We start from the raw sequence: 23,846 nt of genomic DNA, 5'->3' as shown, positions 1-23,846 counted from the left end.
CCGTCCTGTCTCAGTCGTCCGTACCGTCGAGCTTGTCGGCCACGGCCTTGCGTACGTCCGCAGGCAACGTCCGGTACAACCCCCACAGCTTCTCCAGCGCGCTGGGGGACCGACGGTCTGCGGCAATCCACCCGCGGAGCACCGTCCGCTCCACGAATGCCATCGACTCGATCTCCGCCAGGACGTCCGCCATGTGCACGGTCCGGTCCACGTTGCCCCGGCCGCACCGCTGGCACTCCGTGACGAGCTGGTGCATGACGCTGCCGTCCGGCTGAACGACCGGCCGGCGCGCCACGTTGAGCACGGCCTGCTCCAGCCCCCCGTCTCCGTACGTCTCGCCACCCGACACGCCGCAGGTCCGGCAGAGGTAGCCGTCGTCCTGCAACACCTTGGCCCGCTGGGCGTTGGTGATGCTGCCCTTGTGGACGGGTGCCTTGGACTTCCCAGGGACCCAGACGTCAGCCCCTCTGGTCCGGAAGCGGTGCTCCTGCTGGCGCAAAGTCGGGTCCTCACGGCTCGTGGCGATCTCCCACCCGTGGTCACGCAGGTCACGCATACGCCGGTCGATCTGCGCCACATCCGGGAAGGCGGCCCGCAGGTCGGCCTTGGTGAAGGTGCCGCTCTCCTTCACCTCCTGGATCAGCCACAGCGCGACGCGCGCCTTGGTTCCGAGCTTGCTGGACCCGTAGGTCGTGTCCCGCCAAGACGGCAGCGTGGTCATCCGTTCCCTCCCATATGGGAATCACCTGAATCTGGCTTTAAGGCGTGCACCATCACATAACGGCACTTAAGGCTCCGTTGTGATGCAGATGTTTGCCTCTCGGCCACCCCCCGCTTCAAGAGCGGCTGGGCTTCAGTGAACACCACGAATGCCGAGAATCAATCCCGTTTGAACACTTGCCCGACACAAAGCAAGCCTTGCTCATCAAAAGCAAGCACAACTCCATCACCACTGCGGCAGAATGAGCATGAATCCCGGCAACGGCGGTGCTGGCAGGCCTACTTGCCGGAGAACGGGGAGGTCTCAGGAGCGTGCCGTACAGCAGAACAAGTCGCCCTCCATACGCGTGGGCGAAGAAGCCCTTCGAAAGTGACCTTTCACCGGCAAGGCGTGAACTCGCTGCCGCCCTCCAGAGCCTCTGCGCTCTGGTCCTCATCACGCCGGATGGCGCCGACGCGCCTACCCCCAACCCAACCCAGGGTGAGGTCGCCAACCGGCTCGCGATGAGCGAAAGCGCACTTTCGAGGGCGCTCAGCGGAAAGGTCCTGCCTGTGAGGCGGTCGGTAGAGGTCCTCTTCGAAGCGGCGAGCACCGACGCCTCAAAGCAGGGCATCGAGATCGGCATCACCCTGGCCGACTTGTGCCAGTTGCACAAGGAGGCGGCGGATCAGAACGGGATCACCGCCACGCGCCTGAGCACGGACCTGGAGTCGACGTCCAGACAACTCAACGCGGCTCTTGATGAGAACGCGCAGCTCAGCAGCGCGTGCACGGAGCTGCGCGCCCAGCATGACAAGCTGCGCCAGCAAGCCTCCCTGAAGGCCGCCAGGTTGCGGTCTCTCCAGCGGAAGTACGCGGTGCTGCGCCGGAAAGCCGCCTCGCTACAGAAACGGGTCAGCCTCCTCGAAGCCGGCTCACCAGCTCCTCCAGCCCCCTCATCTGGCACTCCGGCCGCCGCTCCGCTGCCGGTACCCCGTCAGGCGGGGGACCGGCAGCGGACTGAACTCGATACGGCTGCCGCCCGGCACGTCGCCGGGCGAGCGGAAGCTCTGTGCGACGGTGGCCGGCAAGCGGATGAGGTGCTGGCGCTCCTACGGCATACGACGGACGCCTACAGCCCGGCGGAAACGGCCTTGCTGGTCGTCCTGCTGACTCAGCACGGCCAGAGGGATCTGGTAAGGGACCTTCTCCACATCTATGGACGAGACAAGCCCGACCGTGAAGTCCTGCGCACCGCGCTGGAACTCCTCAGGTCCGGTGCCCCAGCCAGCGCTGAAGCCCTGATACTGACCGCTGCGGAAATGCGCAGACCGTAACCTGGCCTGTCTGTTACGCCGCCCCCGGCTCCACCTCGGCACCGTCGCAGCGGGGGGGGGACCGTCCGGTGGTATTGATCGGGCCGTTACCGCCGTAGGGACGCTGTAGCCGTTGCGGCTGGCGGAGTCAGGTGAGGAAGGTGTGCCTGGCCCACAGCTCCGTCATCTCCGTCGCCACCCCCGGCGCAGCCAACAGCAACGGCTCGTCGAGGGCCGGGGGGTCGGGGAGTGCCACGGCTCCCGCCTCCTTGGCGATCAGGTAGGCCGGGAGGCCGTCCACCGCGTGGAAGGCGCCGATGGCGGCTGCCGTGGCTCTGCCCGCTGCCACCTGGGTGAGGGAGAGGGCCGTGGAACCCATGACGCGGGTGGTGCAGTGGCGGGCGGCCAGGGCGGTGAGGAGGGGGTCCAGGCCGGGCCAGTGGGCGTGGGCCGCCCATTCGGTCAGGAAGAGGTGGCCGGTGAGGGTGGTGTGGGTGGCTGCGCGGATCGGGGTGCCGTTCAGGTGGGCGCCCCGGTCCTTCAGCGCGGTGAAGGTCTCGCCTCGCCAGGGGTCCGCCACCAAGCCGAGCAGGGGCGTGCCGTCGGGGGCGGCCAGGCCCAGGGAGAAGGAGCACCAGCCGATGCCGTGGGCGTAGTTCGTGGTGCCGTCGACGGGGTCGACCACCCAGTGAGGGGCGGTCGGGTCGGCCGGGGGCCGGTCGGCGTACTCCTCGCCCTCGATGCCGTGGTCGGGGAACTCCCGGTGCAGGACCTCGCGGACGTACGCCTCGATCGTCTCGTCGGTGCGGGTGACGATGTCCGCGGGGCCCGCCTTCTCGCGGACCCCGCCCTCGTGCGGGGTGCGGATCGCTCGCGCCGCCCGTGCCGCGAGGTCCTCGGCGACGGCCAGCGCGTGGTCCAGGTCCACGTCCCGGGTCCGGTTCGGATGCACGGTTCTCGGTGTCCGGTCAGCCGGGGCGGTCAGCCGCGGCGGTCGGCCACTGCCCAGGACGCCAGGGCCACCGCGCCCGCCACGCCGAAGACCGAGGGCCAGGCGCCCACCTTCTTGGCCAGCGGGTGGGAACCGGCGAACGCGGCCGCGTAGGCGGCGGTCAGGGCGCCGGCGGCCTTGCCGCCCGCCCGGTGGTGCCACTGCTGGGCCGCCGCCGCGCCCGCCACCGCCAGGACGGCGCCGCCGAGCCGGCGCTTCCCGGTCCAGCGGGCCACGCCGTAGCCGCCGACCAGGCCGCCCGCGGCGATCAGTGAGCTGGGGATCTTCGCCGCCATGTCCGTCTCCTTCATCCCTCATGCCTTGCCTGCCGGCGGTCAGGGCCGCCGATCGCGAGGCTATCCCGCACCGGACCTCCGCGCGGACCTGAGTCTCTTCTTGTCAAGTTTCCTCCTCCGCGCTATATAAGAAGTCGTAGGGCATCGCACTCGTGACAGCGACGAGAGGAGTGGACTGTGATGCTCATGCGTACCGACCCGTTCCGCGAGTTCGACCGCCTCGCGCAGCAGGTACTCGGTTCCACCGCGCGGCCGGCCGCCATGCCGATGGACGCCTACCGGTCCGGGGACGACTTCCTCGTCCACTTCGACCTTCCGGGCATCGACCCCGAGACGATCGAGCTGGACGTCGAACGCAACGTCCTCAACGTCCGCGCCGAGCGCCGCACCCCCGCCCCTGAGGGCGCGGAGATGATCGTCTCCGAGCGGCCCACGGGTTCCTTCACCCGGCAGCTCTTCCTCGGCGACACCCTCGACACGGAACGTATCGACGCCTCGTACCAGGCGGGCGTGCTCACGCTGCGCATTCCGGTGGCCGAACAGGCCAAGCCCCGCCGTATCCAGATCACCGGCGGCGACGCGGACGACCGCAGGCAGCTGAGTAGCGGCTGATCGATCCGGCCGCCCCGCCGACCGGGCGGCCAGCGACCGGGCAGCCCGCCGACCGGGCGGCCCGGCCAACCGATGTCTGCCGTCGCGCCGGTCCGGTGCCCGCCGGGCCGGCGCTTCATGAGCAAAGGAGGAGTCGCAGTAGATGACCGCGCCATCGACGACGTTCACGACGTCCGTCCTGGAGCCCGCCGGCCCGTCCGCCCGGGCGGTGATCCCCGCCCCGGCCGGAGGCCGCCGTGGTCAGCCCGGGGGCGCGGCCGCGAGCGCCGGGTGGTCCCGGCTCGTGGGGCGCGTCCGGGAGGCCGGCCAGTACACCACCGCGGCGGAGGCGGAACGGATCGTCCGTATCGTGCTGTCCGCCCTCGGCGGTCATGTGATCGGCGACGAGCGGGTCGCGCTGGCCCGTGCGCTGCCCCCGGAGGGGGGCGCGGTCGTCGCCGCGCAGGTTCCGGTGACCCGGCCGCAGACGGCGGCCCGGTTCGTGGACGGGGTCGCCGCCCGCGTGGAGGGGGCCACACCGGCCACCGCCCGCTGGGACGTGAGCTCCGTGCTCGGTGTGCTGCCGGAGTTCGTCGGGGACGGTCTCGTCGACCGGTTGATCGCCGAACTGCCGCCCGGCTACGCGCTGCTGTTCGGCAGGGCGGAACTCGCCGGCAAGCCCACACGCAGGTTGACCGGCAAGCCGGCAGGCAGGCTGACCGGCGAGGGGTGACGCGCCCCGGCGGCGCCGCCTCGGAAGGGTTCCGGCCCCGGGGACTCGTCCCCACCGCTGAGCGGAAGCGTGCGCGGAGTGCGGCCGGGGCGGGGCCGGGAGGCAGGGCCGGGGAGGGGCGGGGTGTCCCCCGGCCGCCACCCCGGCCTCAGCCCCGGCCCCGGCCTCAGCCCCGGCCCCGGCCTCAGCCCCGGCCCCGGCCTCAGCCCCGGCCCCGGCCCCGGCACGGCCCGGCCCCGGGCGTCGTGCCTCAGGCGGTCGCGGGCCGCGAGCCGGGCCCTCCCCGGCCGCCGCCCGGCGCGTCGGCGCTCTTCCCCGCCGACCCGCTCACCGCCGTCAGCGGCTGGGCGATGTCCTCCAGGGAGCGCCGCTCGGCCCGTACCGCGAGGAAGACGGCCACCAGTCCGGCCGCGCACATCAGGAACGCGCCGATACAGAAGGCGATGACGGTGTCGCCGGTCCGGCCCGTGCCGGTCAGGTCCGCGAAGAGCAGCGGGCCGCTGATGCCGCCGGCCGCGGTGCCGAGCGCGTAGAAGAAGGCGATGGACATCGCGCGGGTCTCCATCGGGAAGACCTCCGACACGGTCAGGTAGGCGCTGCTCGCGCCCGCCGAGGCGAAGAACAGCACCGCGCACCAGCAGGCGGTCAGGGTGGTCGCGCTCAGCACGCCCAGGCCGAACAGCCAGGCCGTGCCGAACAGGAGCAGGCCGGACAGCAGGTAGGTGGAGGAGATCATCACGCGGCGGCCGACCGTGTCGAACAGCTTGCCCAGCAGCAGCGGGCCGCAGAAGTTGCCGACGGCGATGACGGCGAAGTAGTAGCCGGTGTGCGCGGCGGGGACGTCGTAGAACGTGGTCAGGATCGCGCCGAAGCCGAAGGTGATCGCGTTGTACAGGAAGGCCTGCCCGATGAAGAGGGCGAAGCCGAGGATCGCGCGGCGGCGGTAGCGGGAGAAGACGGTCCGGCCGATCTCCAGGAAGGAGACGCTGCGGCGCTGGTGGATGGTGATCTCGCCTCGGGGTTGCTCCAGTGGGGTGTCGCCGTGCTGCTGTCGCACCTCTCGTTCGATCGAGGTGACGATCTCCTCCGCCTCCTCGTCGCGGCCGTGGATCAGCAGCCAGCGCGGGCTCTCCGGGACGTGGCGGCGGACCAGCAGGATGACGAGGGCGAGGACGGCGCCGAGCGCGAACGTCAGCCGCCAGCCGACGTTCGCGGCGAAGATCGAGGTGTCCAGCGCGACGATCGACAGCAGGGACCCGCCGACCGCGCCGAGCCAGAAGCTGCCGTTGATGACCAGGTCGACCCGGCCGCGGTAGGGGGCCGGGATCAGCTCGTCGATGGCGGAGTTGATGGCCGCGTACTCGCCGCCGATGCCGAAGCCCGTGAGGAACCGGAACAGCAGGAACCACCACGTGTCGAAGGAGACCGCGGTCAGCGCGGTGGCGGCCAGGTAGACCGCCAGCGTGATCATGAAGAGGTTCTTCCGGCCGAACCGGTCGGTGAGCCTGCCCCAGAACAGGGCGCCGGAGCAGGCGCCGGCCACGTACAGCGCGGCGGCCACGCCGGTGACCTGGCCGGAGGTGATCGGCAGTCCGCTGCCGGGCTCGGAGAGCCGGCTCGCGATGTTGCCGACGACCGTGACCTCCAGGCCGTCCAGGATCCAGACGGTGCCCAGCCCGACGACGATCGTCCAGTGCCAGGGGGACCAGGGCAGGCGGTCCAGTCTGGCGGGGATGTCGGTGGTGACGGTACGGCCGGTCTCGGCGACGGTGGTGTCGCGAGCCATGCTCCCTCCCTGTGCTCGGCGTCGATGCGCCGCGCCGGGTTCCCCGGCAACCGCCGGTGACGCCCGGGACGTGCCCCGGGAGAGTCCGGGCCCGGGTGCCCTACCCGCCGAGCGCCCGCGACACCGTGTAGATCACCAGGCCCGCCAGGGAGCCCACCACCGTGCCGTTGATGCGGATGAACTGCAGGTCGCGGCCGATGTGCGCCTCGATCTTGCGGGTGGTGTGCTCGGCGTCCCAGCCGGCGACGGTGTCGGTGATCAGGGAGGTGATCTCCTTGCGGTAGGTGGTGACGACGTGGACCGCCGCTCCCTCGACCCAGCTGTCGACCTTCTCCTGGACGTGGGGCTCGCGGGCCATGCGGGCGCCCAGCGAGAGCAGGGAGGCGCGCACGCGCAGGCGGAGCTCGCTGCGCTCGTCCTCGGCCGCGGCGACGATCATCGCGCGGACGGCGGTCCAGGCGGACGTGATCAGGTCCTGGACCTCGCCCCGGCCCAGCACCTCGCCCTTGAGGCGCTCGACGCGCGCCCGCGTCTCCGTGTCGCCCTGGAGGTCGGCGGCGAAGTCCGTGAGGAAGCGGTCGAGGGCGCCGCGGGCCGGATGGGAGGGCATGTCGCGCATCTCGGCGCAGAAGCGCAGCAGTTCCTTGTAGACGCGGTCGCCCACGCGCCGGTCCACGAAGCGCGGGGTCCAGCCGGGCGCGCCCCCCTTGACCGCGTCCATGACGGAGTCGCTGTGCAGCACCAGCCAGTCGTGCGCCCGGGTCATCACCAGGTCGACGGCCCGCTTGTGGCCGCCGTCGGCGACCACGCGCTCCAGGAGTTTGCCGAGGCCGGGCGCGATCTCCTGGGCCTCGGCGCGGCGCGTGATCGCCTCGCCGACGACCGCCTTGACATCGGAGTCGCGCAGTACGGTCAGCGCGCCGCGCAGGGCCGTGGCCAGTTCCGCGGTGACCCGGTCGGCGTGTTCCGGCTCCGCGAGCCACGCGCCCAGCCGGCTGCCGATGCCGACGGCCCGCAGCCGCTGCCGTACGACGTCCCGGGAGAGGAAGTTCTCGCCGACGAACTCGCCCAGCGACACACCGAGCGCGTCCTTCTTGGTGGGGATGATCGCGGTGTGCGGGATGGGCAGGCCGAGGGGGTGTCGGAAGAGGGCGGTGACCGCGAACCAGTCGGCGAGCGCGCCCACCATGCCCGCCTCGGCGGCCGCCGCCACGTAGCCGGCCCAGGCGCCGGCGCCGGCGTGCGAGGCCCACGTGGCGAGGATGTACACCACGGCGACGAACAGCAGCATTCCGGTCGCGGTGACCTTCATGCGCCGCACACCGCGCCGGCGTTCCTCGTCGGCGGGGGTGAAGGCGGTCATGGTGCGGTGGGTCGGCGTGCCGGACCGGCCCGGCGCCGCCACCGGTTCCGTACCGGCCTCGGGGCCGGTGCCGGCCGCCGGGCCGCCGGCGGTCGCCGCGCCGGTGCCGGCGGCCGTTCCCGTACGGGTCGAGCCCGCACCCGCCGAGCCCGCACCCGCACCCGCACCCGCACCCGCCGAGCCGGTACCCGCCGTCGCTCCCGAGTTCGCGCTCGGTCCCGGCCCCGCGGTCGCCGCGCTACCGGTCCCCGCTTCGGGGCTCGTGCCCGTCGCTTCCCTGCGTTCCATTCGCTCGCTCCGCCCGTTCGCCGCCCACCCGCGCGCCGGATCCATTGTCCTTCCTGACCTACTCCCCACACCGGACAGGAGTTCCCGCCTTCGGTCGGAAGAGGGACCGGGCACGCCGGTTCTGCGGGTGTGTTCCCCACCCGTGCCGCACTATGAGTTCATGGCCGAACGACGTGGTGGTGCCCTCCTGTCCGCGATCGTCGCCCTGATCGTGGCCGCCTCCGCCGCCTGGTGGTACGCCGGGCTGCCCGCCGGCGGGAGGCCGGCGGCCTCGGACGGGACCGCCCCGGGCAAGAACGGCGGCGCCGCCGCACCCGCCGCACCCGCCGCGGCCGGGGTCTGGACCGGCACTTGGTCGGCCTCCCCGGTGAGCGGCGAACCCGGTACCGAGACCGACGGCATGGCGGGCCGGACCGTGCGCAACGTCGTGCACACCAGCGTCGGCGGCGTGCTCGCCCGGATCACCCTCTCCAACCTCTTCGGCACCGCCGACCTCACCGTCACCCACGCGACCATCGCGCTCGCCGCCGACCGGCGGACCGGCGAGGAGCGGACCGGCGGGGAGCGGCCGGCCGGCGGGCGCGGCGCTGCCGCCGCCCTCGGCACCATGCGCCGGGTCACCTTCGGCGGGTCCCCGGAGGTCGTGGTGCCGGCCGGCGGGGAGGTGGTCAGCGACGCGGTGGCGCTGACCGTGCCGTACGACTCCGACGTGCTGGTCAGCGTGTACGCGCCGGGCGGGGCCGGGCCGGTGACCCACCACCCCCTCGCCCGGCAGACCGGCTACGTGGCCGAGGGCGAGCGGACCGCCGACCTCTCGGGGGCTGCGTACGCCGCGGACGGCGACCGCTGGCGCTGGCTGACCGCGCTCGACGTGTACGGCCGGCAGGCGCAGGGCACGCTCGTCGCCTTCGGCGACTCGATCACCGACGGGGTCACCGCCACCCGCGACGCCGACCACCGCTGGCCCGACGTCCTCGCCGACCGGCTGCGCGAGGCCGCGCGGGAAGGGGCCGACGTGCCGCGCTACGGCGTCGTCAACGCGGGCGTCGGAGGCAACCGGGTCCTCACCGACGTCCAGACGGCCCCCCTGAAGAACCCCAGCGCGCTGCACCGCTTCGACCGGGACGTCCTGTCCCGGCCGAACGTCCGGGTCGTGGTGGTCGACCTCGGCATCAACGACATCCTGCGCGGGCCCGCCGCACCGGAGGCGATCCTCGCCGGGCTGCGCACGCTCGTCGACCGCGCCCACGCGCACGGCGTCAAGGTCATCGGGAGCACCCTCACGCCGTTCCTGGGGCACCGGGGCCACACCGCGCAGCGGGAGGCCGTACGGCAGCACATCAACGAGGAGATCCGGGGCGGCGGGGTGTACGACGCGGTCGTCGACTTCGACGAGGCGCTGCGCGATCCGTCCGACCCCCGGCGGCTGCTGCCGGAGTACGACTCCGGGGACCATCTGCACCCCGGTGACGAGGGCTACCGGGCGATGGCCGGGCTGCTGGACCTGCGGGAGCTGAGGGCACCGGCCCCGGCCCGCCTCGCGGCCTGAGCTGCCTGACCTGCCTGAGCGGCCTGCCCACCCGGCCCGCGCCGCCCCGGGCCGCCCGCGCTACTCCGGCAGCTGCTTGCCGCGCCGGCCGTTCCCGCGCTCCAGCCGCCGCTCCGCCCGCTCCCGGCGCCGTTCCTCGCGCTCCAGGCGGCGCTCCTCGCGCATCCGCCGCCGCTCCTCGCGGGTGACCTTGCGCTCGACGCCGACGCCACCCCACAGCGCGAACCCGGTGACGACCACCCGGGGCGCCCCCGGCTCGCCCGGGACGCCGTCCTCCTTGTGGTCGAAGCCGCCCATGATGCCGAAGCCCCGCACCACGACCTCGACGCCGGGCGGCACGATCACGTTCACCCCGCCCATGACCGAGACGCAGTTGACCTGCACCTCGCGGTCGGCGAAGTACGCGTCGCGCAGGTCGACCTCGCCGCCGCCGAACAGGGTGAAGCAGTTGAGCCGCCGGGGCGCGGTCCACCGGCCGCGGCGCTGGAACCCTGACATCACGGCGACGGCCCAGTGCGACGAGCCCTCGCCGCCGACGATCCGCTCGGCCCACCCGCCCCGGTCCTCCGGCCGCTTGACCATGTCGATCTTCGGTGCGGGAGTCCCGGCGACCGGCAGGTCCCGGGTGAGCGGGGCCAGCTCACCGTAGGTGCGGGACCGGTAGGCGGCCTCCAGCCGTTCCTCGAACTCCGCCATGTCGAGACGCCCCTCGGCGAGGGCGTCCCGCAGGATCTCGGCGACACGCTCACGGTCGGCGTCGGAAGCGCGCAGCTCCGGCAACTCGTCGGTCATGCAAGCAGCCTACGAGCTGACCGGGCATGGAGGCCATGGAAGCTTTGGAAGCCATGGAGGCCATGGAGGCCATGGAAGTCATGGGCCCGACCGCCCCAGGAGCCCACCGCCCACCACCCACCGCCCGCCATCCGCCGTTCCGCCACCCGCCGCCCGGAGCGCGCCGGCGCTACCGAACCGGCTTCGGCGCCTCTCGACCCTCCCGCCCCTCCCGCCCCTCCCCGGCGTACATCCTGGCGATCACCGCCTCGATGTCCGGCTCCCGCACCGACAGGTCCACCAGCGGGTACTCCGCGGCGATCCGGGCCACCAGCGGCGCCGCCGACCGGTCCGCCGGGAACGCCAGCCACTGCCGCGGGCCCTCGACCTTCACCACCCGCGCGGGTTCGGCCTGGACGGGCGGCAGTTCCCGCTCCAGGTCGACCACCAGGATCCGCTCGCTCTCACCCGCCTCGTGCAGGCCGGCCGGCGAACCGTCGTACATGATCCGGCCGTGGTCGATGACCACCACCCGCGAGCACAGCTGCTCGATGTCCTGGAGGTCGTGGGTGGTCAGCAGCACCGTGGTGCCCCGCTCGGCGTTCAGCTCGCGCAGGAACTCCCGCACCCTCGCCTTGGAGATCACGTCCAGCCCGATCGTCGGCTCGTCGAGGTACAGCACCTCCGGGTCGTGCAGCAGGGCCGCCGCGATGTCGCCGCGCATCCGCTGGCCCAGGGAGAGCTGGCGCACCGGGACGTCCAGCAGGCCGGCCAGGTCGAGCAGGTCCACCAGCCGGTCCAGGTTCTCCCGGTAGCGGGCGTCGGGGATGCGGTACATGCGGTGCATCAGGCGGTAGGAGTCGATCAGTGGCAGGTCCCACCACAGGGTCGTGCGCTGCCCGAACACCACGCCGATGCGCCGCGCGAGCCGCGACCGCTCGCGGGACGGGTCGAGGCCGGCGACGCGCAGCCGGCCGCCGCTCGGGGTGAGGATGCCGGTCAGCATCTTGATCGTGGTGGACTTCCCGGCGCCGTTCGGGCCGATGTAGCCGACCATCTCGCCGCGCGCCACCGTGAAGGAGATCGCGTCGACCGCCCGGACCGTCCGGCGCTCCCGCCTCAGCAGGCCCGTCCGCCTGCGCACGTCGAAGACCTTCTCGAGGCGGTCCACCTCGATGAACGCGTCGGCTCCGACGCCGTCCTGCCGCATGGCCATGCCCAACCGCCCGCCTAACTCCCCGTGCTCCGATACGACCTCAGCCCCGCCCGCCACGCCAGTCCCGCCAGCGCGCAGCACACCCCGGCCACCAGCGGCGGCGCGAACGCGGCGCCCGCCGGCAGGCCCAGCGGGTACGGCCGGTCCAGCACGTACGCGGCGGGCACCCAGTTCACGAACGCCAGCGGGAACAGGAAGGTGACCCCGCGCACCAGTTCCCTGCCGAACACCGTCGGCGGATACTGCAGCAGCGTCTGACCGCCATAGGTGAAGGCGCTCTGCACCTCCGCCGCGTCCTGGGTGACGAACTGGAAGGCCGCCCCCGCCACCAGCACCGCGCAGAAGATCGCGCCGCCGGACACCAGCATCACCGGCACCAGCAGCACCTTGACCGGCGTCCAGCCCACGTCCAGCGCGAGGAGCGCGTACGTGAGCACCAGCGCCCCCTGGACGAGCCGCGCCACCCGGCGCAGGGCGAAGCGGTCGGCGGCCACCTGGGCGAGTACCGGCGCGGGCCGCACCAGCAGCGTGTCGAGGGTGCCGTCGCGCACCCGGCCGCCCAGCCGGCCCGCCGAGCCCATCGCGAGGTCCGCCAGGCCGAAGGAGGTCGCCGACAGCCCGTACAGGAAGGCCACCTCGGGCAGCGTCCAGCCGCCCAACGTGTCGACCTGGGCGAACATCAGCACGATCGCGACGAAGTCCAGCCCCGTCACCAGCAGCCCGCCCAGCACGGTCATCACGAAGGACACCCGGTAGGCCAGGGTGGAGCGGATCCACATCCCGGAGATCAACCCGTAGGCCCGCAGCCCCTCCGCCAGACGGTTGTTCTCCCCCGCCCGGTCCCACGTCGCTTCTCCCGCCGCCTCTCCCGCCGCGTTTCCAACCCGATCCCCCGCCGGTCTCCCGGCCCGGCCCCCGGCCACAGCCGGGCCGCCCCCCGGATCCCCCGTCCGCTCAGCCACCCTGCACCACCACCCGCCGCGTCGCCGCCGACTGCAGCAGCCGGCCCGTCCCCAGCAGCACCAGCGCCCACACCGCCTGGAAGGCGAAGACCGGCAGCGGGTCGGCCTCCCCCATCAGCAGGTCGGCGGGCATCTGCAACTGCGCCGCCCACGGCAGGGCCCGCACCACGTCACCGAGCGGGCCGGGGAAGGCGTTCAGCGGCAGCGTCATGCCCGAGCAGAAGACCCCGGTGACCATCAGCACCTGCAGCGCGCCCGTGCCGTCCAGCAGCCAGAACGCGCTGAGCGCCACCAGATAGCGGATCGCGAAGCTCACCACCATCGCCAGCGCCACCGCGACCGCGAAGGCCGACCAGACCGCCGGATCGCCAGGCAGCGCCGTGGGGAAGAAGAACCAGCCGAAGACGAACGGCACGACGCCGCGCCCCAGCAACTGGAACACCGCCCGCCCCAGGTCGTTCGCCAGCCACCACAGTTGCAGGTCGACCGGCCGGTACAGGTCGATCGCCACCCCGCCGTCGCGGATCCGCTCGATCAGCTCGACCTCGAAGCCGCCCCCCTGGATCGCCAGCGTCGCGAACAGCGCCTGCCCCAGCCAGACGAACGTCACCGCCTGCGCCTGGTCGTACCCTCCGAGGTGGGGCTTGACGTCCCACAGCGCCATATACGTGTACACCAGGATCAGGCCGAAGACCGTGTTGGTGAACACACCGGCGGCAGTGGCCGCCCGATACGTCGCGTACCGTCTGAATCCCCCCGAGACGACGGCCGCGTACAACCGCGCCGATCCCACGGCAACCGCCCTCCTCGACCGCCGGCCCGCGAGGAGCCGGCCCAGGACACTCCGAGCCACCGGCCCGGGTCACCCGCCCGAACCGCCGAAAAGACACCGAAGCGAAGGACCCTAGTGCGACCCGGCGCCCCGGTGCCACGCGTTTTCACCGGTGTGCGGGCGCACCGGGCGAAGTGAAGCGCAGCAACGCGCGCAGCAACGCGCGCCGATTGCCGGGAACGGATCGCCCGGTGCGAGAGTCTTCAACGAGGGGGACGCAACAAGGCGTACGAGGCGTACGGGAACGTACGACGCGAAACAGGAGTCCGTGCAGCACATGAGTGACGAGCCGCAGCCGCAGCAGCCCGCCGACGACGCCGGAGGCGGGGCGAAGAAGGCCAAGCGGCCCAGGCGAACCGGCTGGCGCCGGCTGATCCCCACCTGGCGGATGGTGCTCGCCACCTTCGTCGTGGGCGTGGCGCTGCTGGCCGGCCTGTTCTTCCTCGGCTACTCCATGGTCAAGATCCCGCCGGCCAACGCCCTCGCCACCAAGCAGTCCAACCTGTACCTGTACGCCGACGGCACCGAGATCGCCCGCGACGGGCAGGTCAACCGGGAGAACGTCGGCCTCGCCCAGGTCTCCAAGGCCGCCCGGTACGCCGTGCTGGCCGCCGAGGACCGCGACTTCTACACCGAGTCCGCCGTCGACCTCAAGGCCATGCTGCGGGCCGGCTGGAACACCGCGACCGGCAAGGGCAAGCAGTCCGGCTCGACGATCACCCAGCAGTACGTGAAGAACTACTACCTGGCGCAGGAGCAGACCGTCACCCGCAAGGTGAAGGAGTTCTTCATCTCGATCAAGCTGGACCGGGAGCAGTCCAAGGACAAGATCCTGGAGGGCTACCTCAACACCAGCTACTTCGGCCGCAACGCCTACGGCATCCAGGCCGCCGCCCAGGCCTACTACGGCGTCGACGCCGCCGAACTCACCGCCGCGCAGGGCGCCTACCTGGCCGCGCTGCTGAACGCGCCCAGCGAGTACGACGTGGTCGCCAACCCGGAGAACCGCAAGGCGGCCGAGGCGCGCTGGAACTACGTCCTCGACGGCATGGTCAAGGAGAACTGGCTGAGCCCCGCGGAGCGCGACGCGGCCAAGTTCCCCACGCCCCGCGAGGAGAGCGCCGCCGACACCGGCATGTCCGGGCAGCGCGGCTACATCGTGCGGGCCATCCGCGACTACCTGATCAAGCACGACATCGTCGACGAGGAGTCGCTCGCCGCCGGCGGCTACCGCATCACCACCACCCTGCAGAAGAACAAGCAGGACGCCTTCGTCGACGCGGTGAACGACCAGCTCATGTCCAAGCTGGACAAGAAGAACCGCAAGGTCGACACCTACGTCCGCGCGGGCGGCGCCGCCGTCGACCCGAAGACCGGGCACGTCGTCGCCATGTACGGCGGCATCGACTACCTCAAGCAGTACACGAACAACGCCACCCGCCGGGACTTCCAGGTCGGCTCCACCTTCAAGCCGTTCGTGTTCACCTCGGCCGTCCAGAACGGCTCCGAGACGCAGGACGGCCGCCCGATCACCCCCAACACGGTGTACGACGGCACCAACAAGCGCCCGGTGCAGGGCTGGAGCGGCGGCTACGACCCGGCGAACGAGGACGACCGCTCCTACGGCGACATCACCGTGCGCACCGCCACCGACAAGTCCGTCAACTCGGTGTACGCGCAGATGGCGGTGGACGTCGGCCCGGCGAAGGTCAAGCAGACCGCGATCGGCCTCGGCCTGCCCGCCGACACCCCCGAACTGCACCCCTACCCGTCGATCGCGCTGGGCGTGGCCAACGCCAGCGTGCTGGACATGGCGGAGGCGTACGCGACCCTCGCCAACCACGGCAAGCACGGCACGTACACGCTGGTCGACAAGGTCACCAAGGACGGCGTCTCGGTGCCCCTGCCGGAGCGGAAGACCACCCAGGCCGTCAGCCGGGAGGCCGCCGACACCACCACCGCGGTCCTGCAGAGCGTCGTGGAGAAGGGCACGGCGACCGCCGCCCAGGAGGCCGGCCGGCCCGCCGCGGGCAAGACCGGCACGGCGGAGGAGGACAAGGCGGCCTGGTTCGCCGGGTACACGCCCGAGCTGGCGACGGTGGTCTCGGTCATGGGCCAGGACCCGGTGACCGCCGAGCACAAGAAGCTGTACGGCGCGCTGGGCCTGCCCCGGATGAACGGCGGCGGGGCACCGACGGACATCTGGGCGCAGTTCACCCGGGAGGCCCTGAAGAACACCCCGGTCAGCGACTTCGACCTGGAGCTGCAGGAAGGCGCCGACGTCGTCACCGAGGTGCCCAGCGGCAAGCCGTCGAACAGCGGCACCACCGACGGCGACGAGGACGGCGGCGACCCGTCCACCGGCGGCCAGGACTCCGGCGAGGGCGGGACCTCGCAGGGCACCACCGGGGACGGCACGGACCCCGGCGCCACCACCGGCGACCCGACGACCGGCACCACCACCGGCGGCGACACCGGAGGCACGACGGGCGGCACCACCACGGGCGGCGCCACCGGCGACACCACGACGGGCGGCAGCACCGGGGACACCACCACGGGCGGCTCGACGGACACCGGCTCGACGGGCGGCCTGATCACCGGCGGCACGACGACCGGCACCACCACCGGCGGCAGCGGCTCGGGCGGCGGCGGCACGGGTTCCACCGGCCCGGGCACCCAGCTGACCACCCGCCGCGAGATCGGCTGACCCGGCCGCCGCGAGACCGGCTGGCCCGCCCCGCCGCGAGACCGGCCGGCCCGGTCGGCCCGGGGTCAGTGGCCGCCGGTCGCCTGCGGCCGACGACGGCGACCCGCGAGAAGGCGGCGCGGGCAGCACGAAGGGCTGGTGACGACGGTCACCAGCCCTTCGCCGCCGGCCCCTGGCCCTGACCCTGGCCCTGGCCCTGTCTCTGGCCCTGCGCGGCCGTACCCCGACCGGCGGACGTACGTGGATCTAGAGGTACAGGCCGGTCGAGTCCTCGGAGCCCTCGAAACGGTCGGCCGCGACCGCGTGCAGGTCGCGCTCCCGCATCAGCACGTAGGCGACGCCACGCACCTCGACCTCGGCTCGGTCCTCCGGATCGAACAGGACCCGGTCACCCGTCTCCACCGTCCGTACGTTCTGCCCCACCGCGACGACCTCGGCCCACGCCAGCCGACGGCCGACGGCCGCCGTGGCGGGGATCAGGATGCCGCCGCCGGAACGCCGCTCGCCCTCGGACGTGTCCTGCCGCACGAGGACTCGGTCGTGCAGCATCCGAATGGGCAGCTTGTCGTGATGGGGAGTGCTCTGCTCGTCTCTGTTGGCGCTCACGACTCGAACCTACCTGCCTTCGCCCCGGCCGCACGCGACCGGGTCAGTCCTTGCGCCGCCGGCCGCTCATCACGAGCAGACCCACGACGCCGACCGCGAGCAGGGCGACGGGCAGGACGCGCTCCATCCGGGGCGCGCCCTCCTCGTCCGTGAACTGCGCCCGGACGTCGCTCACGACCCGGTTGACCTGGACGTACGCCCGGCCGAGGGTGTGGTCGACGTTGGCCGCGACCTTGGCCTTGGCATCGCCGACGATGGTCTTCGGATGCACCCGCACCCCGATCTCGTCGAGCGTCTCGGCCAGCACTTCGCGGCGGCGCCTGATGTCCGCCTCGATCTGCGCCGGGGTTCTGGTGTCCGACGTGTCCGCCACCGTGGGGCCTCCGAAGTCGACTGGAATACTGCTGCGGACAGTCTGTCAGCTCTCGGCCCGCCCGCACTGTCAGGACCCCCGGTTACGCTCGGAGCCATGAGCGAACGACTGCAGCCCGGGGACGTGGCCCCCGACTTCACCCTGCCCGACGCCGACGGCACCGAGGTGTCCCTCGCCGACCACCGGGGCCGCAAGGTCATCGTGTACTTCTACCCGGCCGCCCTCACCCCGGGCTGCACCAAGCAGGCCTGCGACTTCACCGACAACCTGGAGCTGCTGGCCGGCGCGGGGTACGACGTGATCGGCATCTCCCCCGACAAGCCGGAGAAGCTCGCGAAGTTCCGCGAGAAGGAGAACCTCAAGGTCACCCTCCTGGCCGACCAGGACAAGAAGGCCCTGGAGGCGTACGGCGCCTGGGGCGAGAAGAAGAACTACGGCAAGACCTACGTCGGCGTGATCCGCTCCACGGTGATCGTCGACGAGGACGGCAAGGTCGAGCACGCCCTCTACAACGTCCGCGCCACCGGCCACGTCGCCAAGATCATCAAGGACCTGGGCATCTGACGCCTCCGCCCCACCGACCGGACCGGGCGTGACCGGTTCCCCGCCCGCTCGTTGATCCGTGCGAGAGGGGAACGTTCGATCCGGTCGGAGGGGGCATGGGCGCGCGCTACACCCGTGAGCTGCTGACAGAGGCAGCCCGCGAGACACGGCACATCGACGACGCCATCCGGTGGTGCGGAGGCCGTCCCACGCCCGGGACGCGCAGGTACCTGCGCCGGAAGATGGCGGAGGCCGGCGTGGACATCAGGCATCTGGAGACCAACCAGGTGCGCCATTCGGAAGAGCGCCTGCGCGCCGCAGTCGCGGCGTCGACCAGCTTCCGGGATGTCGTCCGGCACCTGGGCATCAGTCAGGTCGGGGGCAACCAGAGCCACATCGCTCGTCGGATCGCGGCGCTCGGTATCGACACCTCGCACTTCACGGCCGGCCGGGGACCACGCCCCCGCAAGGAAGCGCGCGGCGGACTTCTCTCGCTGGGCAGTCCCGACGACGGACGGGTCACCGGAGAGCGCTTGCGACGCGAACTGCTGCGGATCGGCGTGCGGGACCGATGCGCGATGTGCGGAACCGGTCGCGAGTGGAACGGCAAGCCGTTGACCCTGGAAGTGGACCACGTCGACGGCAACTGGTGGGACAACCGGCCGGAGAACCTGCGCCTGCTGTGTCCCAACTGCCACGCGGTGACCGACACCTACCGTGGCCGCAGGCGGAGGCTCGGATGAACCGGGCCCGGTTTCCCCGTGAGACGCTTGCCACCTCGGCAGCCGTCTCCACCAGCCTCGTCGACCTGCTGCGCCACATCGACGCGCCCCTGACCAGCCAGACACTGCGCTATGTGCGGTCCCGGCTCCAGCACTACGGGATCGACGTCTCGCACTTCGTCCCTGAGCCCCTGCCGCCTCGCGAGCGGCAGACCTATTCCCGTGAGGTGCTGGCGGACGCGGCAGCACGGTCCACCAGTATCCGGGAGGTGCTGGACCACTTGGGCGTCCCGGTCAGCGACAGTCTGTACGGTCACATCCGGAAGAAGCTGGAGCGGTGGGAGATCGACACCTCGCACTTCACTTCGGGCCGGGGATACGGCCCGCGGCTCCTCCCGGCCGCGCCCCTAGCGGCGGCCGTCGCCGGCTCCAGCAGCATGGCGGGGGTCCTGAACGCACTGGGCCTGACGGACAACACCACCAGCCGGACGCGGGTCAGGCTCAGTCTGGACAAGCACCGAATCTCCACGCACCACTTCACCGGCCAGGCGCACCGCAGGGGCCTCGTCTCACCGCACCGCAAGCCCGCCGAGGAGATCCTTCGTCGGCAGCCGCCTGGATCACCCAGGACGAAGACCGTTCTGCTGAGGCGCGCCCTCGACGACCTCGGCGTCCCTCACAGCTGTGCCGCGTGCGGTCTCGGTGGCACATGGCAGGGCCGACTTCTGGTGCTGGAGATCGACCACATCAACGGGGACGACCTGGACAACCGGCTGGAGAACCTGCGCTACCTCTGCCCGTCCTGTCACAGTCAGACGAGGACCCACTCCCGACCACGTCGCACGCGAACCTCGCGCGCCCAGTAGAGTAACGGCGTTGGGCCCGTACCCCAGCTGGCCAGAGGGCGCCGGTTTAGGTCCGGTGTGTCGTGGGTTCGAGTCCCACCGGGCCCACCTCATGTGTTCGCCGCCCACACGCCCACCACCACTCCGATGCTCAGCAGCATCGAGAAGGTGACCCACACCAGGGACAACGTGTTCAGTTTCACCTTGATGTCAGGGTTCTGTTCCTGCTTCAGGATGTCGGCGGCCACGCGGTTGCGTACCGGGGCGACCATCACGACGAAGATGAGCAGGGTGGCGCTGTAGAAGTAGAGCGTCGTGGCGACGGAATAGCTTTTCACCACGGCGAACAGGAGCAAGGTCGCGCCGAGGACCACGGGGATGAAGGAAACGCTTTTCTTGCCGCTCGGTGTCGGCATGGCCCATCGCATCACCGCGATGTGGAGCGGGGTGACGGCGGCGGCTATCAGGAACCAGGCGTAGCTGGGCAAGGACAGAAACATCGGCAGCGGTCCTCTCCGGGACGGAATGCGGATGCGGATGCGGATGCGTAATGCGGCATTTCACCGCGTGTCATTTCGCGTCCGCATTCGTCCGTTCGTCCGTATTCCGTCCCGGATCGTATCAGTCGGTCATTACCACGGAGTCAGCGCGTCCCACGTGTCACTGACGGCGTCGCCGACGGTGTCCACGGCCTGGTCCCACTTGGTGGTGAAGGCGCCGATGGCCGGGGATATCAGTTCCTGTTCCAGGCGCGCGGCGATGACCGCTCCGGAGCGCAGGCCGTCGGCACCCCAGTCGATGAGGCCGGACAGCCCGCCGAGCTTGCTGCCGAACTTGGCGAAGGGGACACCGCCGGTGAAGACGCCGATGAGGACGCCGGCGGCGGAGCTGAGGAACGCGTTGGAGGTCCAGCCGTCGGTGAAGCCGGTGATGATGGCGGCGGCGGCGCCGGTGGTGAGGGAGACGACGCCGGCGACGCCCGCGATCGCCTCGCCCAGGGGCGGCGGGATGAGGAGGGAGGCGGCGGCGATGCCGCCGCTGACGGTGGAGACGGCGGACAGGACGTTGGCGATCTCCTGCCAGTCCTCCTTGTCGCCGCCGAGGAACGTCTTGGGGTGGTCCGCCTTGTCGTTGTCGGCGGTGTCGGAGGGGTCGACGCCGTTCTGTTCGTTCTGCCGGGCCTTCTCGGCCGCCTCGCGGGCCTTGGCCTCCTGTTCGGCCCGGTACTTGTCGAGGGCGATCTGCCGGGCCTCGGAGGCGGCCTGGGCGGCCTCCTGTGCGCTCTTGCCGGCCTGGACGGCGGAGGCGTGGGCGGCGTTCGCGGAGGCCTGGGCCTGGTTGGCGGAGAGGACGGCCGCGCTGGCGGAGGCGGTGGCGCGGTTGGCGGAGTAGTTGGCGCGGCGGGCGGCGCCGCGGGCGGCGAGTGCGGCGTTCTTGGCGGTGGTGGCGGAGGCCGAGGCGTCCTGTGCGGACTGTTCGGCCGCGTCGGCGTTGGCGTCGGCTTCCTGTGCGTAGGCGGCGGCCTGGGTGGCGGAGGCCTTGGCGGCGTCGGCCCACTGCTGGGCCTCGTCGGCGGCCTTGCGGGCTTCGGCGGCGGCCTTGGACGCTTCGGCGGCGTCGGTGACGGCGTCCTGCGCGACCTTCGCGGCGTGGGCGAGGGAGGCACGGATGGCGGCGATGTGCGCTGCGGCCTCGGCGTCGAGCTGGAGCATGCGCGGGTGGACGGTGGTGAGGAAGTCGCGGACCATCCAGTCCGGGCCCTCCAGTGCCACGCTCGCGGCCATCTTGGTGTAGGGGGCGGCGGTGGACAGGACGGAGAGGATGGCGACCTGGTCGTCCTCCTTCTGCGCCGCGGCGTACTTGGTGGCGAAGAAGTCGTGGAGGGCCTGGGCGGAGCCGTCGGCGAGGGCTTGTTCGGCGGCCTGTTTGACGGCCGGGCCGGGGTTCTGGTCGAGGATGCGGAAGACGGCGACGGTGTTGTCGTCCTTGGCCGCGTCGATCATGCCGCCGGTGAGGAAGGCGGCGGGTGCGGCGGTGTCGGTGGATTCGAGGGCGAGTTGCGCTGCCTCGGCGACCTTGGCGGTGGAGATCTGGCCGATGTAGAGGACGGTTTCCCGGTCGTCCTGGTGCTGGGCGATGGTGCGGTCGGTGTCGATCCAGGTGAGGACGGACTGGTCGTCGCCGGCGAGGGCGAACTCGGCGGCCTCGCGGGTCCAGGTGCCGTGGGAGGTGAGCAGGTTGAGGCAGGCCTGGCGGCCGGCGGTGAGGGCGGTGGCGTGGTCGCCGGCCGCGAGTGCCTGTTCGGCCTGGGCGATGAGGTCGCGGGTGGCGGTGTCGAGGGCCTGTTGCTGGGTGAGTTGGTCGCGGGCGGCGGCGACGTCCTGCTGCTGGAGGGCGGCGAGGCGGCGGGCCTCGTCGAGGCCCTGCTCGGTGTGTTGGTCGATCTTGTCCTGTTCGGCCTCGCGTGCCTGGCGTTCGACCTCCTTGGCGTCGTTGACGGCCTGGACGGCGGCGTCGGCGGCGGCTTTGGCCTCGGCGGCGTACTGGGTGGAGCGGTTGGCGTAGTCGATGGCCTGGCCGGCGTACTTGGCGGCTTCGTCGGCGGCGTCGGCCGCCTTGTCGGCGTGGTCGGCGGCGGAGTTGGCGGCGTTGCGGGCGGCTTGTGCGGCGCTCGCGGCGGTGGCGGCCAGGGACTGGGCGGCGGAGGCGGCGCGGGTGGCGCGGGCGGCCTGGGCGTCGGCCTCCTCGGCGGCGGCGCGGGCGGCGGCGGCCTCGGCCTGGGCGGCGCCGGCGGAGGTGGCGGCCGCGGCGGCGGAGTTGGCGGCGACGGCGGCGTTGCGCGCGGCGGAGGCGGCGGCGTTGCCGGCGGAGGAGGCCTGGGAGGCGGCGGTGGCGGCGTGGTCCGCGGCGGCTGCCGCGGTGCGGGCCTTGGCGGCGGCGTTGCGGGCGCCCACGGCGGCGTCGCGGGCGGCCTGGGCCTTGGTGGCGTCCTTGGAGGCGGCGATGGCGGCCCGGTAGGCGGCGGAGGCGGCGCGGGCGGCGTTGGCGGCGGAGGCGGCGGCCGCGTTGGCGGCCCAGGCGGCGCGGCGGGCGGCGGACTGGGCGGCGTGGGAGGCGGAGATGGCGGTGCGGGCGGCCTGGGCGGCGCCCTTGGCGGCGCCTGCGGCCTTGCGGGCGGCGCGGCCGGACTTCTCCACGTCGTTCTGTGCGGCCTGGGCCTCGGCGGCGGCTTCCTCCGCGGCCTGCTTGGCCTTGGCGGCGGCGGTCTGGGCCTTCTCGGACTCGGCCTTGGCCTGTTCGGTGGTGAGTTGGGCGCGCTTGCCCTCGCGTTCGACGACGGCGACGAGCTGGTCGATGGTGGCGCGCTCCTGGTCGCGGGCGCGGGCGATGTGCTGTCCGATTTCGAGGAACCAGTGGATGGCGCCGGCCGTGCCCTGGTCGAGGGCGCGTTGGGCGTAGGTGGCCACCTCGGGTGAGGCGTTGGCGAGGATCTTGAAGACCTGTGCCTGTTCGTCCTCGTAGCGGGCGGTGAACTGGGTGTCGGAGACGAAGTTCGTCAGGGCGTCGCGGGTGCCGTCGGCGAGGGCGGTGTCGGCGGCTGACTGGACGCCGCGTTCGCCCTGGTTCTTGAGGGTGAGGGTGAGGACGCGGAGGTCTTCGAGCTGGGCGGTGGTGTAGCCGCCGTCGAGGAAGGCGGCGATGGCGTCGTCGCCGGCGCCGAGGGCGGTGCTGATGGCGTCGGCGGTGCCCTTGCCGGAGGCGGCGAGGGCTTTGAGGAGGGCGACGCGGTTGTCCTCGGCGACGGCGGCGGGCAGCGCGGTGGTGACGAACTGCTCGGCGTCGGCGGGGGTTCCGGTGAGGGCGGCGGCGGCCGCTCGTTTGACCGCGGCGCCGCCGGCCTTCCAGGCGGACACCGTCTTGCCGCGTGCGGTGTCGGGCAGGGAGGGGATGGCCGGTACGTCGTCGAGGGTGGCGGCGAGGGCGCGGGCGCCGGTGGTGAGGGGCAGGGCCGCGGCGGCGGTGGTCGCGCCGGCGACGGTCAGGATTCGCCTTCTGCTCCAGTACGTGGTGTTCAAGAGGTGGTCCCCCGGTGGCAGTTGTCGGAAAGGCTCCTGCAAACAGCCGCGACGCTATCTGACGGGTCGAAATGCGTGCGGCCCCACCGGGAAATTGAGTTTCATAAGTCTCACGTATTCTTCACAACTTCCACACACGTTCCCGTGCAACCTTTCCCGGGTGTGATGTGGTTCACGTTCGACTGATTACCTACGTCCGCTTTTCGAGTCATTTTTCCGTTGGACAGGGGTCGGAGTCCCGCACTTATATGCGAGAGGCTGCGGATAAGAGCCGCATGTTATGAGGGGGATTTCCATGACCAGGCGCATTTCGGGACATGCGTACCCGGCGTCAATTTCACCTAATTTCCTCATTGCGGCGCCGTAGCCTTCCCGCCCTTTTTAGAACGTTTCAGGCCTTTGGGCTCGGAATCGACGACTAGGACTGTGATGAAGGCAGGTACCACCCACGTGGCACGACGAAAGCGCCTGATCGGCCGCACCCTGGGGGCCGCCGCGGCGGCCGGCGCCCTGGCGTGGCTCGTGGTGACCGGGAGCGCGCAGAACGCCCAGCAGAACAACGGCGGCAGCGCGGTCAAGA

General features: G+C 72.0%; 21 protein-coding genes and 1 tRNA gene. 9 read left to right on the top strand and 13 right to left on the bottom strand.

All coding sequences use genetic code 11. The annotated features are described in order from the left end of the window. Window positions 1–10: 10 nt before the first annotated feature. Complete coding sequence (locus tag ACSLTV_RS07100) at window positions 11–721, bottom strand: hypothetical protein (RefSeq protein ID WP_435611828.1); 711 nt, start codon at window positions 719–721, stop codon at window positions 11–13. 311 nt (window positions 722–1,032) lie between these two features. Between ACSLTV_RS07100 and ACSLTV_RS07095 the strand changes: the two genes are divergently transcribed. Continuing rightward, entirely contained in the window at window positions 1,033–2,037 is a 1,005-nt protein-coding gene (locus tag ACSLTV_RS07095; RefSeq protein WP_435611827.1) for a hypothetical protein, read from the top strand. A gap of 127 nt (window positions 2,038–2,164) precedes the next feature. Here ACSLTV_RS07095 and ACSLTV_RS07090 read toward each other — a convergent pair whose 3' ends face one another. Both ACSLTV_RS07090 and ACSLTV_RS07085 read right to left on the bottom strand, forming a co-directional pair. After that, on the bottom strand, window positions 2,165–2,968 hold the full coding sequence (locus tag ACSLTV_RS07090) for an inositol monophosphatase family protein (protein WP_435611826.1): 804 nt from the start codon (window positions 2,966–2,968) through the stop codon (window positions 2,165–2,167). 29 nt (window positions 2,969–2,997) lie between these two features. Beyond that, window positions 2,998–3,303, bottom strand: coding sequence for a hypothetical protein (locus ACSLTV_RS07085; RefSeq protein WP_432133234.1), 306 nt, complete (start codon window positions 3,301–3,303; stop codon window positions 2,998–3,000). Between the two features lie 180 nt (window positions 3,304–3,483). Between ACSLTV_RS07085 and ACSLTV_RS07080 the strand changes: the two genes are divergently transcribed. Continuing rightward, window positions 3,484–3,915, top strand: a complete 432-nt coding sequence (locus ACSLTV_RS07080; protein ID WP_432133235.1) for an Hsp20/alpha crystallin family protein — start codon at window positions 3,484–3,486, stop codon at window positions 3,913–3,915. Window positions 3,916–4,057: 142 nt separating this feature from the next. Beyond that, the gene (locus ACSLTV_RS07075) at window positions 4,058–4,627 is read left to right on the top strand and encodes a DUF2267 domain-containing protein (RefSeq protein WP_432133236.1); all 570 of its coding nucleotides are present in this window, start codon (window positions 4,058–4,060) and stop codon (window positions 4,625–4,627) included. Between the two features lie 250 nt (window positions 4,628–4,877). Here the strand turns inward: ACSLTV_RS07075 and ACSLTV_RS07070 are convergent, their stop codons facing one another. Next, window positions 4,878–6,413 (bottom strand): MFS transporter, encoded by a 1,536-nt coding sequence (locus ACSLTV_RS07070; protein ID WP_432133237.1) that lies wholly within the window; start codon window positions 6,411–6,413, stop codon window positions 4,878–4,880. A 100-nt stretch (window positions 6,414–6,513) separates the two neighbouring features. Beyond that, complete coding sequence (locus ACSLTV_RS07065; RefSeq protein WP_432158905.1) at window positions 6,514–7,776, bottom strand: DUF445 domain-containing protein; 1,263 nt, start codon at window positions 7,774–7,776, stop codon at window positions 6,514–6,516. 448 nt (window positions 7,777–8,224) lie between these two features. On the opposite strand from ACSLTV_RS07065, the gene ACSLTV_RS07060 reads away from it, so the two are divergent. Beyond that, the gene (locus tag ACSLTV_RS07060; protein ID WP_432158901.1) at window positions 8,225–9,613 is read left to right on the top strand and encodes an SGNH/GDSL hydrolase family protein; all 1,389 of its coding nucleotides are present in this window, start codon (window positions 8,225–8,227) and stop codon (window positions 9,611–9,613) included. 60 nt (window positions 9,614–9,673) lie between these two features. Here ACSLTV_RS07060 and ACSLTV_RS07055 read toward each other — a convergent pair whose 3' ends face one another. The 4 genes from ACSLTV_RS07055 to ACSLTV_RS07040 all read right to left on the bottom strand — a co-directional run bounded on the left by ACSLTV_RS07055 (window position 9,674) and on the right by ACSLTV_RS07040 (window position 13,355). Then, window positions 9,674–10,405 (bottom strand): DUF1707 SHOCT-like domain-containing protein, encoded by a 732-nt coding sequence (locus ACSLTV_RS07055; RefSeq protein WP_432133239.1) that lies wholly within the window; start codon window positions 10,403–10,405, stop codon window positions 9,674–9,676. Window positions 10,406–10,574: 169 nt separating this feature from the next. After that, window positions 10,575–11,600 (bottom strand): ABC transporter ATP-binding protein, encoded by a 1,026-nt coding sequence (locus tag ACSLTV_RS07050; protein WP_432133240.1) that lies wholly within the window; start codon window positions 11,598–11,600, stop codon window positions 10,575–10,577. 14 nt (window positions 11,601–11,614) lie between these two features. Then, entirely contained in the window at window positions 11,615–12,379 is a 765-nt protein-coding gene (locus ACSLTV_RS07045) for an ABC transporter permease (RefSeq protein ID WP_432133241.1), read from the bottom strand. Window positions 12,380–12,554: 175 nt separating this feature from the next. Beyond that, window positions 12,555–13,355, bottom strand: a complete 801-nt coding sequence (locus ACSLTV_RS07040) for an ABC transporter permease (protein ID WP_435611825.1) — start codon at window positions 13,353–13,355, stop codon at window positions 12,555–12,557. 316 nt (window positions 13,356–13,671) lie between these two features. On the opposite strand from ACSLTV_RS07040, the gene ACSLTV_RS07035 reads away from it, so the two are divergent. Beyond that, window positions 13,672–16,101, top strand: a complete 2,430-nt coding sequence (locus ACSLTV_RS07035) for a transglycosylase domain-containing protein (protein ID WP_432133243.1) — start codon at window positions 13,672–13,674, stop codon at window positions 16,099–16,101. A gap of 246 nt (window positions 16,102–16,347) precedes the next feature. Here ACSLTV_RS07035 and ACSLTV_RS07030 read toward each other — a convergent pair whose 3' ends face one another. Both ACSLTV_RS07030 and ACSLTV_RS07025 read right to left on the bottom strand, forming a co-directional pair. Next, complete coding sequence (locus ACSLTV_RS07030) at window positions 16,348–16,650, bottom strand: GroES family chaperonin (RefSeq protein WP_432133371.1); 303 nt, start codon at window positions 16,648–16,650, stop codon at window positions 16,348–16,350. 100 nt (window positions 16,651–16,750) lie between these two features. Continuing rightward, window positions 16,751–17,080 (bottom strand): DUF3618 domain-containing protein, encoded by a 330-nt coding sequence (locus tag ACSLTV_RS07025; RefSeq protein ID WP_432133244.1) that lies wholly within the window; start codon window positions 17,078–17,080, stop codon window positions 16,751–16,753. Between the two features lie 96 nt (window positions 17,081–17,176). Here ACSLTV_RS07025 and bcp point away from each other — a divergent pair, with 96 nt between their 5' ends. The 4 genes from bcp (at window position 17,177) to ACSLTV_RS07005 (ending at window position 19,298) form a co-directional block, all read left to right on the top strand. Further along, entirely contained in the window at window positions 17,177–17,644 is a 468-nt protein-coding gene (gene bcp, locus ACSLTV_RS07020) for a thioredoxin-dependent thiol peroxidase (RefSeq protein WP_432133245.1), read from the top strand. A 236-nt stretch (window positions 17,645–17,880) separates the two neighbouring features. Continuing rightward, window positions 17,881–18,366: an HNH endonuclease gene (locus ACSLTV_RS07015; RefSeq protein ID WP_432158904.1), complete on the top strand. Its 486-nt coding sequence runs from the start codon at window positions 17,881–17,883 to the stop codon at window positions 18,364–18,366. Continuing rightward, complete coding sequence (locus tag ACSLTV_RS07010) at window positions 18,363–19,211, top strand: HNH endonuclease (RefSeq protein WP_432133247.1); 849 nt, start codon at window positions 18,363–18,365, stop codon at window positions 19,209–19,211. Before ACSLTV_RS07015 ends, ACSLTV_RS07010 begins: the two co-directional genes overlap by 4 nt. Window positions 19,212–19,223: 12 nt before the next feature. Further along, window positions 19,224–19,298 (top strand) — tRNA-Leu (locus ACSLTV_RS07005). 2 nt (window positions 19,299–19,300) lie between these two features. On the opposite strand, the gene ACSLTV_RS07000 is transcribed toward ACSLTV_RS07005, so the two are convergent. Together ACSLTV_RS07000 and ACSLTV_RS06995 are read right to left on the bottom strand one after the other, a co-directional pair. Further along, window positions 19,301–19,678 carry a hypothetical protein gene (locus tag ACSLTV_RS07000; protein ID WP_432133248.1) on the bottom strand — a complete coding sequence of 126 codons (378 nt, stop codon included), beginning with the start codon at window positions 19,676–19,678 and terminating at the stop codon, window positions 19,301–19,303. 144 nt (window positions 19,679–19,822) lie between these two features. Then, the gene (locus ACSLTV_RS06995; RefSeq protein ID WP_435611824.1) at window positions 19,823–23,266 is read right to left on the bottom strand and encodes an ALF repeat-containing protein; all 3,444 of its coding nucleotides are present in this window, start codon (window positions 23,264–23,266) and stop codon (window positions 19,823–19,825) included. Window positions 23,267–23,846 lie beyond the last annotated feature (580 nt).

The sequence above is a fragment of the Streptomyces sp. bgisy159 genome, assembly GCF_965341775.1.
Taxonomy (GTDB): Bacteria; Actinomycetota; Actinomycetes; order Streptomycetales; family Streptomycetaceae; genus Streptomyces.
This window is presented reverse-complemented; position numbering and strand designations above follow the sequence as displayed.

Bases quoted from the DNA above. Each gene is read 5' to 3' on its own strand.
- ACSLTV_RS07055 (WP_432133239.1), bottom strand. From the start codon at position 10,405: ATGACCGACGAGTTGCCGGAGCTGCGCGCTTCCGACGCCGACCGTGAG.
- ACSLTV_RS07070 (WP_432133237.1), bottom strand. From the start codon at position 6,413: ATGGCTCGCGACACCACCGTCGCCGAGACCGGCCGTACCGTCACCACC.
- ACSLTV_RS07035 (WP_432133243.1), top strand. From the start codon at position 13,672: ATGAGTGACGAGCCGCAGCCGCAGCAGCCCGCCGACGACGCCGGAGGC.
- ACSLTV_RS07060 (WP_432158901.1), top strand. From the start codon at position 8,225: ATGGCCGAACGACGTGGTGGTGCCCTCCTGTCCGCGATCGTCGCCCTG.
- ACSLTV_RS07080 (WP_432133235.1), top strand. From the start codon at position 3,484: ATGCTCATGCGTACCGACCCGTTCCGCGAGTTCGACCGCCTCGCGCAG.
- ACSLTV_RS07065 (WP_432158905.1), bottom strand. From the start codon at position 7,776: ATGACCGCCTTCACCCCCGCCGACGAGGAACGCCGGCGCGGTGTGCGG.
- ACSLTV_RS07085 (WP_432133234.1), bottom strand. From the start codon at position 3,303: ATGGCGGCGAAGATCCCCAGCTCACTGATCGCCGCGGGCGGCCTGGTC.
- ACSLTV_RS07030 (WP_432133371.1), bottom strand. From the start codon at position 16,650: ATGCTGCACGACCGAGTCCTCGTGCGGCAGGACACGTCCGAGGGCGAG.
- ACSLTV_RS07045 (WP_432133241.1), bottom strand. From the start codon at position 12,379: ATGTGGATCCGCTCCACCCTGGCCTACCGGGTGTCCTTCGTGATGACC.
- ACSLTV_RS07100 (WP_435611828.1), bottom strand. From the start codon at position 721: ATGACCACGCTGCCGTCTTGGCGGGACACGACCTACGGGTCCAGCAAG.
- bcp (WP_432133245.1), top strand. From the start codon at position 17,177: ATGAGCGAACGACTGCAGCCCGGGGACGTGGCCCCCGACTTCACCCTG.
- ACSLTV_RS07010 (WP_432133247.1), top strand. From the start codon at position 18,363: ATGAACCGGGCCCGGTTTCCCCGTGAGACGCTTGCCACCTCGGCAGCC.
- ACSLTV_RS07075 (WP_432133236.1), top strand. From the start codon at position 4,058: ATGACCGCGCCATCGACGACGTTCACGACGTCCGTCCTGGAGCCCGCC.
- ACSLTV_RS07050 (WP_432133240.1), bottom strand. From the start codon at position 11,600: ATGGCCATGCGGCAGGACGGCGTCGGAGCCGACGCGTTCATCGAGGTG.